This window comes from Peribacillus sp. FSL P2-0133 (assembly GCF_037975445.1).
In the GTDB taxonomy this organism is placed as follows: Bacteria; Bacillota; Bacilli; order Bacillales; family DSM-1321; genus Peribacillus; species Peribacillus simplex_E.
Genome location: NZ_CP150254.1, coordinates 4,031,460 through 4,045,428, shown reverse-complemented (window position 1 = coordinate 4,045,428; position 13,969 = coordinate 4,031,460). Strand labels below are relative to the sequence as shown.

Annotated in this window: 11 protein-coding genes and 1 pseudogene; all 12 read left to right on the top strand. The window is 34.4% G+C overall.

What is annotated here, in order from left to right; genetic code table 11:
- Positions 1-1,194, top strand: a complete 1,194-nt coding sequence (locus tag MKY17_RS19485) for a glycosyltransferase family 4 protein (protein WP_339200399.1) — start codon at positions 1-3, stop codon at positions 1,192-1,194.
- Positions 1,178-1,798: a sugar transferase gene (locus MKY17_RS19480; RefSeq protein WP_339200397.1), complete on the top strand. Its 621-nt coding sequence runs from the start codon at positions 1,178-1,180 to the stop codon at positions 1,796-1,798. The genes MKY17_RS19485 and MKY17_RS19480 overlap by 17 nt, the downstream gene beginning before the upstream one ends.
- Complete coding sequence (locus tag MKY17_RS19475; RefSeq protein WP_339200395.1) at positions 1,795-2,418, top strand: acetyltransferase; 624 nt, start codon at positions 1,795-1,797, stop codon at positions 2,416-2,418. Before MKY17_RS19480 ends, MKY17_RS19475 begins: the two co-directional genes overlap by 4 nt.
- 17 nt (positions 2,419-2,435) lie before the next feature.
- On the top strand, positions 2,436-3,599 hold the full coding sequence (locus MKY17_RS19470) for an aminotransferase class I/II-fold pyridoxal phosphate-dependent enzyme (protein WP_339200393.1): 1,164 nt from the start codon (positions 2,436-2,438) through the stop codon (positions 3,597-3,599).
- A gap of 238 nt (positions 3,600-3,837) precedes the next feature.
- Positions 3,838-5,055 carry a nucleotidyltransferase family protein gene (locus MKY17_RS19465; RefSeq protein WP_339200391.1) on the top strand — a complete coding sequence of 406 codons (1,218 nt, stop codon included), beginning with the start codon at positions 3,838-3,840 and terminating at the stop codon, positions 5,053-5,055.
- 1,366 nt (positions 5,056-6,421) lie between these two features.
- Positions 6,422-8,362, top strand: a complete 1,941-nt coding sequence (locus MKY17_RS19460; RefSeq protein ID WP_339200389.1) for a lasso peptide isopeptide bond-forming cyclase — start codon at positions 6,422-6,424, stop codon at positions 8,360-8,362.
- 15 nt (positions 8,363-8,377) lie between these two features.
- Positions 8,378-8,509, top strand: a complete 132-nt coding sequence (locus tag MKY17_RS19455) for a paeninodin family lasso peptide (protein WP_339200387.1) — start codon at positions 8,378-8,380, stop codon at positions 8,507-8,509.
- 198 nt (positions 8,510-8,707) lie between these two features.
- Positions 8,708-9,652, top strand: a complete 945-nt coding sequence (locus MKY17_RS19450; protein WP_339200385.1) for an aldolase — start codon at positions 8,708-8,710, stop codon at positions 9,650-9,652.
- On the top strand, positions 9,639-9,929 hold the full coding sequence (locus tag MKY17_RS19445) for a lasso peptide biosynthesis PqqD family chaperone (protein ID WP_339200383.1): 291 nt from the start codon (positions 9,639-9,641) through the stop codon (positions 9,927-9,929). Before MKY17_RS19450 ends, MKY17_RS19445 begins: the two co-directional genes overlap by 14 nt.
- A 33-nt stretch (positions 9,930-9,962) precedes the next feature.
- The gene (locus MKY17_RS19440; RefSeq protein ID WP_339200381.1) at positions 9,963-10,445 is read left to right on the top strand and encodes a lasso peptide biosynthesis B2 protein; all 483 of its coding nucleotides are present in this window, start codon (positions 9,963-9,965) and stop codon (positions 10,443-10,445) included.
- Positions 10,446-10,654: 209 nt separating this feature from the next.
- Entirely contained in the window at positions 10,655-12,454 is a 1,800-nt protein-coding gene (locus MKY17_RS19435) for an ABC transporter ATP-binding protein (protein ID WP_339200379.1), read from the top strand.
- Positions 12,455-13,696: 1,242 nt separating this feature from the next.
- Positions 13,697-13,860, top strand: a pseudogene (locus MKY17_RS19430) (ABC transporter ATP-binding protein); the annotation flags it as partial.
- Positions 13,861-13,969: the final 109 nt, after the last annotated feature.

The window sequence follows — 13,969 nt, the reverse complement described above, 5'->3', positions numbered from 1 at the left end:
ATGCAAAATAAAAAAGTACTACAAATTTGTGCAATTGATTTGAGTGTTGATGCTCTATTAAAGCCATTGATACTCAAGTCAATGGAGGAAGGGTATGAGGTACATAACGCATGTACAGACACAGGGCGATTTGAAAGGTTAAGAACAGAAGGGTTGACGATGGTGGATATAAAAATCGATCGCCAAATCAACCCTGTTTCTAATCTCAAATCAGTTATTAAACTGTTCAAGTTAATGAAAAGGGAAAAATATGATATTGTCCATGTACATACACCAATTGCCGCCTTAATAGGTAGGGTTGCAGCCAGATTGGCCGGTATAGAAAATATAATTTATACAGCTCACGGTTTTTATTTTCATGAAGAAATGTCACCTAGACAATATAAACTTTTCTATTATATCGAAAAATATGCTGCCCGCTTTTTGACAGATTGGCTCCTCTTACAAAGCAGAGAAGATTATGAGCTTGCTTTAAAAGATAAATTCTGTCATAAAGAAGATCGTATACTGCATTTGAGTAACGGTGTTGATATCCATAATAAATTTAATCCTAACCTGAAGTCACTATCTAAAATAGATGAACTTAAATCTAATCTTGGTGTTGATCAGGCGGATGTTGTGTTTATGTTTGTAGGACGGTTAGTAAAAGAAAAAGGAATTTTTGAACTATTAGAAGCTTTTAATGGTATTTCTAAAATGCATAATAATATTAAACTGATATTAATAGGAAGTCTGCTAGAAAGTGAACGGGACCAAAGTAGTTATCATAAGATGAAAGAGTTATTAAATAACCCAGGGATTATCCAATTAGGATTTAGAAAAGATATTCCTGATCTAATGGCTATAAGTGATGTATTTGTTCTCCCATCTTATCGTGAAGGCTTACCAAGATCTATTATTGAAGCAATGTCAATGAAGTTACCGGTTATTGCAACAAATATTAGGGGATGTCGGGAAGAAGTGTTTAACGATAGAAATGGTTATTTGGTGAATAAAGGATCATCAAAAGAATTGTCTGACAAGATGATCCAGCTTTTCTTAAATGAAGATAAAAGAGTGAAATTTGGAAACGAGAGCCGGAAAATTGTAGAAGAACTATTTGATGAAGAAAAAGTGATAAATAAACAAATAAATTTATTTAACTATTTAATTTCTAAAAAGAAAAAGAGTGATTATATTGAAAAGACTATTTGATTTTATTTTCTCTTTTTTAGGGCTTATCTTTTTGTCACCCGTTTTTTTGATAACTGGTTTGCTTATAAGGTGTAAGTTAGGATCACCTATAATATTTAAACAACAACGTCCTGGAATGTATGGAAAGTCGTTTAATGTTTACAAATTTCGCTCTATGACAGATGAGCGGGATGAAAAAGGTGAATTGCTGCCAGACCATGTGCGTTTAACAAAGTTTGGACAGTTACTTCGAAAGCTTAGTTTGGATGAATTGCCCCAACTGTATAATGTATTAAAAGGTGATATTAGTCTAGTCGGTCCTCGTCCGTTATTAATAGAGTATTTGGAGTTATATACACCTGAGCAAGCTAGACGGCATGAAGTCCGTCCAGGTATTACTGGCTGGGCACAGGTAAATGGTCGAAATGCTATTTTATGGGAGGAAAAATTCGAATTGGATGTTTGGTATGTTGATAATCGTTCTTTTTGGTTGGATATGAAAATCCTATTTATGACAGTGCATAAGGTGTTTAAGTCTGAAGGTATTAGTCAGAATGGCCATGTTACCATTGAAAAATTTAGAGGTACATATCAAAAAGAATCAATGCAAGAGAGGCATTTATGAAAAAGATCTGTATTATTGGGCAGGGTGGCCATAGTAAAGTAATTGAGGATATTTTACTTTCTTTAAAGGAATACGAAATAGGGGCATATTTAGATGACAGATTTATAGATACTAAACATAAGAATGGGACTTTATATGGTCCCATTTCCTTAGTTAATCAATTGATAAGTAACTCCCATTTTAGTTTTATTGTTGCAATAGGAAATAATGAAATTCGTAAGAAAATTGTAGAAACATTAAAAATTCCGTACGACCGTTATGCACTTCTAATACATCGAAGTGCAATTATAAGCCCAACCGCTTCAATAGGATTAGGAACGGTTGTAATGCCAGGTGCCATTATTAATGCAGATACTCAGGTTGGACAGCATGCTATAATAAACACAGGTGTGGTTGTAGAACATGAGAACAGAATTGGGAACTTTGTTCATCTCTCTCCAAATGCTACATTAACTGGAAATGTTCAAGTAGATGAAGGAAGTCATATCGGCGCAGGTGTAACGGTTATTCCAAATATAAGCATAGGTAATTGGTGTATTGTTGGTGCAGGAGCAACTGTTATACGAGATGTAGGGGAATTCAAAAAAGTAGTAGGGACACCTGCTAAATTAATAGAATAGTAAAAGGTCGTGATATTATGACACAATCAACTATACAGCAGAAAAGAATATTTTTGTCATCACCACATATGAGTGGAAACGAACAAAAATATATTAATGAAGCGTTTGAATCCAACTGGATTGCGCCGCTTGGTCCGAATGTTGACGCCTTTGAAAAAGAATTGGCTGAGTATGCGGGCACAAAGGGTGCAGCGGCACTCAGCTCCGGTACAGCAGCAATCCATTTAGCGTTACAATTGTTAGATGTAAAACAGAACGATAAAGTGTTCTGTTCTTCCCTTACATTTATTGCTAGCGCTAACCCGATTGTTTATCAGAAGGCAGAGCCAGTCTTTATTGATTCAGAGCCAGACACTTGGAATATGTCCCCAAAAGCATTAGAAAGGGCGCTTGTTGACGCAAAGCAACAAGGCAATCTTCCAAAAGCAGTTATTGTGGTGAATTTATATGGCCAGAGTGCTAAAATGGATGAAATTGTATCACTTTGTAATCAATATAGAGTGCCTATTATTGAAGATGCAGCTGAATCTATTGGTTCAACATATAAAGGAAAGAAAAGCGGATCTTTCGGTAAGTTTGGGATTTATTCATTTAATGGAAATAAAATTATTACTACATCTGGCGGTGGGATGCTCGTGTCAGATGATGAAGAATCGTTACGGAAAGCTAGATTTTTAGCCACGCAAGCACGAGATTCTGCTATGTATTACCAGCATAGTCAGATAGGTTTTAATTATCGTATGAGTAATATTCTTGCAGGTATAGGACGGGCACAGCTAGAGGTATTGGACAACCGTATAAATGCTAGACGGTTAGTTTTTCAACGATATGAACAAGCCCTAGAACAAATTGAAGGCTTACAATTTATGCCTGAACTAGAGGATACGTTTTCTAATCGTTGGTTAACTACATTAACAGTAAATAGCGAAAAACTCGGATTTTCTCCAGTGGATATAATTAATTCATTAGCGGATGTAAATATTGAAGCAAGGCCTGTATGGAAACCACTTCATCTCCAGCCAATTTTTGAAGGGTGCAAATACTATCCCCATGATGAAAAGGTAAGTATCTCAGATCATCTCTTTGCAAACGGTATTTGCTTGCCATCAGGTTCAAATATGACGATTGAAGAACAGGAAAGAGTAATTAACACTATTTTAGTTACACTTTCTAAAAAATAATCATTTATTTTAATAAAAAATAAAATCTTTTTAATATCTTAATTATAAGCGAGTAACAAGATGAAAATCATATGGCTGTTTTGAAATAACTGATACTATTAGTATCTCGTTATGATTACAGCCTTTTTTGAATGGCGATTTTTAGCCAAAAGTTATCCTGGAGTAGTGGTACTAATATCAAGAAGAGTTCTAATGAGCGGAATTATCAAAATTAGTTAAAATGCCTAAGGAGGAGTCAATGGATAACAATTTCAATCTCGATTTTGATTTATTATCTAAGGAATTAAGTTTGTTACTTGAGATTCTGAAGATAGAAGATGAAAATAGTATAAAGAAATTAATTATTGAATTACCCAAAGATATTGATTGGGAGAAATTCCTGAGTTTAACAAGACATCATCGGGTTTATCCATTAATTTATTCAAAGTTAATTAAAATTGATGAAAAAATTGTTCCTTCACATGTTATTCAAACCTTGTACAATGATTATAAAAAAAATACGTTTCAAATGCTACACTTAAGCGGAGAAATGGAACAAGTAAGCAAAGTGTTTACAGAAAATCAGATTCGACTTCTTTTTTTGAAAGGTCCTGTAATTGCAGCTGACTTATATGGAGATATTTCCTTGAGAACTTCCAAGGATTTAGATATTCTAATTCAAATTACCGATTTAAAAAGAGCAGACGAGTTTTTATTGATTTTGGGTTATGAAAGAGAGGAAATCCCATTTGCCAAGTGGAAATGGATGAATCATCACGTAAGCTATTTTCACCCTCAAAAGAGGATCGAGATTGAAGTTCATTGGAGAATCCACCCTTATCCTACGAAGGTGCCGAATTTTAATGAATTATGGGAACGTAAAAGGATTAGTGAAATCACAAGCTATCCTGTCTATTATCTTGGAGTAGATGATTTGTTTTTATTCCTAGTTGAACATGGTGCTAGACATGCTTGGTTTCGTCTACGTTGGTTGGTAGATATTGATCAAATTCTAAGAAAAAGAATAACTAACAATAATATATTACAAAAAAATCAGCAAAACAATCATTCAGGAGGACAAGCAATTATTTTAGCTTCTCAGCTATTAAACAGTCCAATCAATCAAGAGATGCATCTATTATCAACTGAGAAACGTTCAAGAAAGCAAGCACAAATGGCGTACTTTTTCATAATAGAAATGGGTAATTTAAATGAACTCCAGCCAAAAGATAATTTGGCTAATTATCAAAAGCATCATACGTTTTTGACAAATATGAAGAAATATTTCTCCCTTAATCGTTATTTATTTTCACAGAAGTCGAATGTGCATAAGTTTATATTTATTATTAAATTATTTTTCCCAAGTTCTATGGATGTAAATACTTTGAAGTTGCCTAAACTCCTTCATTTTTTATATTTTCCATTACGTCCTTTTTTATGGTTCTGGAGAAAGACAAGGTACAAAGTTCTTAAATAAATAGAAAAAATATCCAAAACAAAAGAGTGGTAACTTAATAGTGTAGTATTTTGTGTTATCTTTCTGCTGCATAGTTTTTCTATATCTATTTTTATTTCCATCATTTATATATTCTTTGGGCGTGACAATTAATATGTGGGGTAGGGGAAAACACCCTATTCCTTAACTTTATATGCGAAAATCAAATCTAAACTGAAGTAAAAAAATATACATTCTTGCGATTTTGAACACTGTTTGTTTTTTTACACCTTAGAAATTCAGTAGTTATAACCACCTATCTCTGCCTCCATAAATTCGAATGGATTTCTATCCCATCAAGCAAGTAATCCAGCCTTTGGTATTTCTTAATCATTTATAAATGGTAAGCAAATCCTTATTTTTCATGAATATGTTGGGAGTGAAAAAATCTTCATTGTTTTTTATGATTAAATAATTGAAAAGATTTTTAGCTTACTGTAAAAACAGGTTTTTCTTTTTCCTATTTTCTCGGAATAAAAATTTTCATTCATATCGGTCAATAAGGAAATTTGAACGGAACACTCCTTCTTTTCTACACTTAATTTTTTACTTCATCACTAGGTAATATATCTTTTGAAAAGAGCTATTAGAGCAAAAGATAGGGCGTTTCTTAGGCCTCTTCAACGTTATCTCCCAATAATTTTAAAACAATAGTTGTGATATTTTTTAATGATTTGCAATCTGTGGAATAAAAAACTTTTGTTCTTCCATTTAATGTATTTTTATATAGTATAAATTATTTCTTTACGTTTTTACCCCCTAAAACAAAAATATAATTAGCATAAGTTAATGAGTTTATTTATTCACAAAGGTGTTCAATCATTGTTGGATATAATGTTTTCAAATGTTAGATTTCGAGAATTTCCCTCTTCATCATTTTGATAGCTTCTTTCCCACTAACTGGCCTTTCTGTATGCAAAAGAAGGAGATAATGCGTGTGGATAAAATAGCTAATTTATGCAGTTTGTTATCTAAATCACAATCATTGTGAAGAGATAGTATTTTAAATTGACACAGAGAAAAATAAATGATATTTTTAACTTAACTAATTCGTTATAAAGAACAAAAATATTCTTAGTGAAGTACGAGTGAGAATATATATTCATATATTGAGGAAAGGATGAATATTAATGCCTCTATTTCTAATGAAAGAAATTTGGACACCATTAAAATTAGTCGGGGTGAAATTCTTTAAATCAGATGATAGAAGTATTTTCATCAAAGTAATGAACCAACGTAGAAGGAAGTTAAAATAAGTATACTTGATGCTCATACTCATAACCTATATGAGTTAAAGGTATGGGTATAAATGGATATATTAACAGGACACAGTAACCAGGGGGAAAACATGAGTGCTATAGCCGGTATTTATCATTTTAATGAAGAGCCTATGAATCTTCAACAATGCCGTAATTTGATGACGGCTTTACAAAAATACCCTGCTGATTCTATCCAAATCTGGCATTCTGAAAAGATTTTTCTCGGTTGTCATGCCCAATGGATTACGCCGGAATCTGTTGGAGAGCAGCTACCGTTTTATGATTTTGAAAGGCGATGTACCATTACTGCTGATGCGATTATTGATAATCGTGATGAGTTATTCCAGAGGTTACAAGTGAAGCCATCCGATCAAAAGGGCATGACGGATAGTGAACTGATTCTCCTCTCCTATTATAAGTGGAGTGAAGATGCTCCCAAATTCTTAGTAGGGGATTTTGCTTTTGTCATTTGGGACGAAAAGAAACAGAAGTTGTTTGGAGCAAGGGATTTTTCAGGAAGTAGAACTCTTTATTATCACCAAAATCATCAGAAATTTGCATTTTGTACGACTATGGAACCACTTTTATCATTACCTTTTATTGAAAATAAGTTGAATGAGCAGTGGCTAGCTGAGTATTTGGCCGTATCGGGAATGATTGATGCAGTAGATTCTTCATTAACCCCGTATACAACCATAAATCAGATACCACCATCTCATAGCTTAACAATACAGAATAATAGGGTGACTTTAAAACGATATTCCTTCTTAACTCAAGGAGATAAGTTAAAACTTAAATCTAATGAAGATTACATAGATGCATTTCAAAATGTCTTTCAGGATGCTGTAACATCTAGGTTAAGGGCACACCGGAAAGTTGGCGCCCAGTTGAGTGGAGGTTTGGATTCTGGGGCTGTTGTTGGCTTTGCTGTGAATAAATTGCAGCGGGAAAACACTGCACTACATACATATAGTTATATTCCTTCCGAAGATTTTAAAGATTTTACCCCTAAATACTTATTGACAGATGAGCGGCCTTTCATCAAATCAACGGTAGGTCATGTTGGCGGCATTATTGATCATTATTGTGACTTTAAGGGGAAAGATTCTTATTCTGAAATAGAAGAATTTCTTGACATCATGGAAATGCCATATAAGTTTTTTGAAAATTCCTTTTGGTTGAAAGGGATGTTTGAAAAGGCAAATGAGGAAGACATAGGTGTTTTACTTAATGGGGATAGAGGAAATTTTTCAATTTCCTGGGGGTTCCCCTTGGAGTATTACTCGCTCCTATTAAAAAGATTAAAGTGGATTCGCCTTTATCAAGAGTTGGACCAATATAGGAAAAATGTTGGAGTATCTAGACGAAGTCAGATGCAAACTATTGTGAGGGTCGGATTTCCAGTTATTAATCGTGTATTTCCGGAAGGTGCTCGATATAGGATTCCTTCCTTAATTAACCCTAGTTTTGCAGAAAGAACGGGCATTTATGACAAATTTAAAGAATTCGGCATGGATCAAACAGGCTGGTATTCGAATTCTGATATTTTTAATGAAAGAAAAAAGCACTTTGAAGATATCTTTCAGTGGAATGCAGGTAATACGCTCTCAACAAAGCTCTCCTTACGATACAAGTTATGGAAGCGAGATCCAACTAATGATATCCGTGTAATTCGCTTTTGTTTGTCACTCCCTGAAAGTCAATATGTACAGAATGGGTTGGATCGTGCCCTGATTAGAAATGCTACAGTGAATTTCTTACCCGATAAAGTAAGGCTAAATCAACGGTACAGGGGTGTGCAAGGAGCAGATTGGGTTCATCGAATGTTGCCAAAATGGGAAGCATTCACAGATGAGTTGCAGCAGCTTAGAACAGATAAAAAAGCATTAGAGTATCTAGATCTTCAAGCAATTAACAAAGCACTAATAAAGATTAATGAAGGTGCTAGGCCAGAATATGCAACTGATCCTGATTATAAGTTTTTAATGCGTAGTTTAATCGTATATCGATTTTTAAAAAAATTTGATTAAAAGGAGGTGATTAGTATGAAAAAGGAATGGAAAAAACCTGAATTAGAAATTCTTGATGTTAATCAAACAATGCTTGGAACTGACGGCGAGTATACAGATGCTGCATTTCCTAATGACACTCCTAAAGGTAAATTAACTTTTAGTTAAAAAAGAAGTTAATTTGTTTTAAAGCTTTTTGTACCCTCAGCTCAGAAGGAATCATACATATTAAGTCGCAAAAAAATTGACCCCTAATAGTTGGTTAATAGGGGTCTCTCTATCTTAATATAATAGAAGTTGATCTGCAATTTAGAGATCTATTGAACGAGTATGCGTATGAATTATTGATAAAGTGGTGATAATTATATGATCGGTATCAAAACAAGGACTGTTTATGAAGCGTATGGTTTAACCGTCTCAAGTGATATAGCTTTGCCTGAATTGCTTCCTATTAATATAGTGGATGATAAAACGGATATTGCTATCGAAAAAGCTGATCTCCATACATTATGGTCAGAGCATTCAGTTCCTGATGATGATTTTGTCATTAAGAAAGACTGGATTATGTTCCATGTTTCCAATACGGCCATTTTCTTGATCCAAAGCGGTAATAGAATAGAATTTTGTCCAATTGATGCGGCACAAGAAGATGAGATTCGGCTTTATATCCTCGGAACATGCATGGGTGCCATTTTGATGCAAAGAAATATCCTTCCTATACATGGAAGTGCGGTAGCCATAGATGGAAAGGCATATGCGATTGTTGGTGATTCTGGTGCTGGGAAATCGACTCTTGCTTCAGCTTTTTTAAAAAGGGGCTATAAGCTCATGAGTGATGATGTCATACCAGTAACATTGAATAATGAAAATATACCCATTGTAACACCTTCGTATCCACAACAAAAATTATGGCTGGAGAGCTTAAAACATTTTGAAATGGATTCAAATAACTATCAGCCACTCATTGTTAGAGAAGATAAATTCGCTGTTCCTGTACAAGATCAATTTATTACCGAACAACTCCCGCTTGCTGGCGTTTTTGAATTGATCATGAGTGAAGATACCGAGATAGATATTAAGCCTATACCATCTCTTCAAAGATTTTATAAATTATATCATCATACATACCGCAATTTTTTTATCCAAAGAGCTGGTTTGATGGACTGGCATTTCAACACTTCTGCCAAAATGATTAAGAAAATTGAGTTTTTCCAATTACGTAGACCAACGAATCGTTTCACGGCTCCGGACTTATCCGAAATAATTTTAAATGCATTAAAAAGGGAGGAAAGTGTTCATGACTATCAATAAACTTGATACAAAAAATCTATATAGCCAAAGTCCAGGAAACATAGTAAGTGACATGGATGGGGAAAAAGTCATGTTAAGCGTTTCTAACGGAAAATATTATAATTTAGGTGAACTGGGCGGGGAAATTTGGGAGTTAATGAAGGAACCCATTACAATTCAAGAGTTAGTTACAACATTACATTCACAATACAATGTCGATCAAACCGAGTGTAAAGAGCATGTCACGGACTTTTTAAGTCAATTGCTGGAACAAGGCTTAGTTAGCATCCATTCCTAGTATCATGAATCTTTAGTCTAGGAGGCTAAAACAATGAATATCGTAAAGAAAGCTCAGACTTTTCTTCGATTAGATTTCAAGACAAAGTTGCTGTATATCGAAGCCTTTTTACATTTAGGCAGGGCCCGTTATCTTAAAAGCATTTCCTTTTCAAAAGTTGCCCCAACACTTGGTGAACAGATGAAGGAGTCATCATTTGAATTAAATGCAGCGGATAAAGAGACTTTAGCAAATGTATCGCGGGCTATAAAAATTATGAGCCGCTACACCATATGGGAAAGCCAGTGTCTTGTAAAAGCAATGGCGGCTATGAAGATGCTGGAAAAAAGAAAGATTGATAGCACTCTTTATTTAGGTACAGCCAAAGATGAGAATGGAGGGCTCATTGCACATGCTTGGCTGCGCAGTGGACCTTTTTATATAACAGGAGCTGAAGTGATGGATAGGTTCACTGTTGTCTCTAAGTTCTCTAAAGAGAACGGGATTAAGGGTCTAAAAGAACAAAAATCTAGTTAATCTGATAACAGTCTATTTGAGCCAAATAAACCCTCCAAGATTTATCCAGGAGTCCACGCTTCACCACCCCACCCTTACTATTATATCTTCATTGTGAATAATAATCTTAGAAAAGTGGATACCGATACCTTTCCTTCCATTTTCGCGCTTTACCATCGGTAATATGGAGGAAAACGATTAAATATGGGCTGCGAATGGAGGATATGGTTATGAAACATCTGTTACTTTTTACGAAACAAATACATGATTATTCGGGGAAAATTCTCTATATCAATCTTGTTTGTATGATTTTAATAGGTTTTTTAGAAAGTTTAGGAATTTTCTTATTGATCCCATTGATTGGATTGACCGGTGTAATGGATATAAAAACGGATGAAGTGCCTTTCATAAGCTGGGTTAATGAGTTATTCTTGGGAATTCCGGAAACGCTAAGCCTTTTATTAATACTTGGTGTTTATGTGATATTAATGGTGGGACAAAGTGTATTTAAGCGGAATCAAACAATTTTGGGAGTGAAAATCCAACAAGGTTTTGTTAGAAAGTTAAGGGATGAGGCGTACGGAAGTCTGCTGCAAGTGAATTGGGGATTTTACTTAAAAAAGAGGAAATCCGATATTATCAACATCATGACAAATGAAACCTTCAATGTAAGTGCAGGGATAAATTTGTTTTTACAGTTTATATCCTCCCTTATTTTTACTTTCATTCAAATCGGCATAGCTTTTTATTTATCTGTTCCAATGACGAGTTTTATAATAGCATTTGGGTTCATTCTCATTTTTTCGTCCCGGAAATTTGTGAAAAAGTCTCAGTCTATTGGGAAGGAAACCTATCAGCTAACACAAACCTATTTAGCGGGCATGACAGATCACCTTAACGGAATGAAAGATATCAAAAGTAATTCCCTTGAGGAATCTCATTTGAATTGGTTTCTGTCTTTAAGTGAGAGAATGGAAAAAAACAGAATCAAGTTAACGACTTTAAATACTACCTCCCAGATGATCTTCAAAATTGTATCTTCAATCTTAATTGCCATTTTTGTATTTTTTTCGATAAAGATGTTCATGGCCCAGCCAGCACAATTAATGTTGATAACGGTTATTTTTTCGAGATTATGGCCAAGGTTTACTAGCATTCAATCTAATTTAGAGCAAATAGGATCTACGCTTCCGTCTTTTAAAGCACTGTCGGATTTACAAAACGAATGTAGAGATGCAAGAGAGTTATATGAATCCGATTATAAAAATATCAAGCCTATTGAAATTGAACGAGGGTTGGATTGCCGTAATGTTTATTTTAGTTATGATCAAAACGAGGGCACCTATGCCCTTAAAAATATAAACATACACATACCCTCTAACCGTATGACGGCTATTGTAGGGCGATCGGGGGCCGGTAAAAGCACCTTAATAGATATATTAATGGGATTAAATCAACCTGATCGGGGCGAAGTCAGAATAGATGATATTCCCCTTACTAATGACCGCTTATTATCGCTGCGGAGGTCCATAAGTTATATACCACAAGATCCATTTCTCTTTAATGCAACAATAAGGGAAAATTTGCTGATCATTGACCCTGATGCAAGTGATGAATCCATATGGGAATCTTTGGAGTTCGCTGCAGCTGCTGATTTTGTCAGTAAGCTTCCTCAAGGTCTGGATACACTCATCGGGGATCGGGGTGTCCGACTGTCAGGGGGAGAAAGGCAGCGTCTAGTGTTAGCCAGAGCGATTTTACGCAAACCTGCCATCCTGGTATTGGATGAAGCGACAAGCGCATTGGATACGGAGAACGAAGCGAAGATTCAATCTGCTATTGAAAGATTAAAAGGAAAAATGACCATCATCGTCATAGCTCACCGATTATCGACGATTCGCAATGCCGATCAAGTACTGGTCATGGATCAGGGAGAAATCATTCAGGTCGGTGGATATAACCAGTTAGCGAATGAAAAAAGAGGGATGTTTAGCAATTTATTAGGTATCCAAATGGAATCAAGTGTGTAATTCTCTAATTAAAGCCGATTTGCTGACCTTTCTTTTAACATTGAGTAGATACTATACTGAAATGGTATTAATTAACATCGTAATAAATAAATGGTATATCCGGCGTATTTAATTGTAATAAAGAATGAAAGGTTCGTTGAATGTTATGAAGTAACAAGCTTATTTCTTATGAATAGTTCTACCATCAGGATTATATGACATTACAATGCATAAGTTAGAAAAGAATAGAAATAAAAAATGAATTTCTAATATGTGGATTAACCAATCGAATATTGGGTATTATTAAATATAATTAAAGATAGAGAAACTATTAAAAGCTATGACTCATATCTAGAGAGCGGTTGCTCTATTGACTGGGTTAATTAAGAAAGGATGAATTTTTTTTAATGCCTTTATACCAAATGAGAGAAATATGGACACCCTTAAAATTAGTTGGAGTTAAGTTTTTTAAATCCGATGATAATAGTATTTTCATCAAGGTTTTTAACCAACATCGAAGAAGGTTAAAGTAAGATGTTTTGATATAATGAGTATTAACCTAAATGTACCTCCAAAGTGTTAGGAGAACCACTTTAGCAGAGCAGATAGCGTGTTATATAAAAGTCATTAATTTGTTTATTGAAAGCCTAAAATAAAAAAGTTTTAGGCTCCTTAGTATGCTTGGTTTTAAAGATCCATCATGATATGAGTAAGTGAAGTAATATTATGATAAAAGGTGTCTAAGGGGACACAGGGGTATGAAGAAAATCGGTGAAATCACCTGTCATAAAAATACAAACTTCACATCATTTAAGGAAAGATATTTTGTATGAGGTAATAGTTACAGAGTAAAAGAATGGTATGTATAAAGGGAAAAAATTCAGGATTATCGTTCGTGACTTCATTAGGAGAGAACAGAACTTGAAAGGTCATCATATCAATGGAAAATATAAGAATATTAGTACATGGGGAAGACTGTTAATCAACCTTCTTTTTTTATGAACTGTTTTCTAATCAACCACAAACTTATTTCTATTCCATTTGTTTAAATGGAATTAATTGGTGTGTTAAAACAGGAACAAGGTCACAATAATAAAAAATCATATAAATGAGTGATATTTTATAATAAATAAACCTAGCAATTTTGTGAGGGGACTATTGAGGAGAACATTATTCAGTTTACCATTGTGGTTGTCATTTCTTGGTTGGATCAAAATTATAATGAATTTTATAAGTTAAGAAATTATAGACTCGGAATAAAAAGATACACTCATTGGTGATCGAGAAGTTCGACTGTTAGGAGGAGAAAGACAGCTCGTGTACTAGCCCGAAGAATTTTACGTAAACCATCGATCCTTGTTCTTAAACAACAAGTGCCTGAAAGACTCAAAGGAACCTTGACCATTATTGTAATTGCTCACCGGTTATAGACGATTCGTAATGCGGATCAGTATTGGTTTTGGAGTAGGGTGAAGAAGCCTAGTAACACGAATCTCTTAAATCCCGGTTCAGCATAAACTTGAACACCTTAAAAAA

Coding starts and splice junctions, on each gene's coding strand:
- MKY17_RS19465 (WP_339200391.1), top strand. CDS start 3,838: ATGGATAACAATTTCAATCTCGATTTTGATTTATTATCTAAGGAATTA.
- MKY17_RS19470 (WP_339200393.1), top strand. CDS start 2,436: ATGACACAATCAACTATACAGCAGAAAAGAATATTTTTGTCATCACCA.
- MKY17_RS19435 (WP_339200379.1), top strand. CDS start 10,655: ATGAAACATCTGTTACTTTTTACGAAACAAATACATGATTATTCGGGG.
- MKY17_RS19455 (WP_339200387.1), top strand. CDS start 8,378: ATGAAAAAGGAATGGAAAAAACCTGAATTAGAAATTCTTGATGTTAAT.
- MKY17_RS19460 (WP_339200389.1), top strand. CDS start 6,422: ATGAGTGCTATAGCCGGTATTTATCATTTTAATGAAGAGCCTATGAAT.
- MKY17_RS19445 (WP_339200383.1), top strand. CDS start 9,639: ATGACTATCAATAAACTTGATACAAAAAATCTATATAGCCAAAGTCCA.
- MKY17_RS19440 (WP_339200381.1), top strand. CDS start 9,963: ATGAATATCGTAAAGAAAGCTCAGACTTTTCTTCGATTAGATTTCAAG.
- MKY17_RS19485 (WP_339200399.1), top strand. CDS start 1: ATGCAAAATAAAAAAGTACTACAAATTTGTGCAATTGATTTGAGTGTT.
- MKY17_RS19475 (WP_339200395.1), top strand. CDS start 1,795: ATGAAAAAGATCTGTATTATTGGGCAGGGTGGCCATAGTAAAGTAATT.
- MKY17_RS19450 (WP_339200385.1), top strand. CDS start 8,708: ATGATCGGTATCAAAACAAGGACTGTTTATGAAGCGTATGGTTTAACC.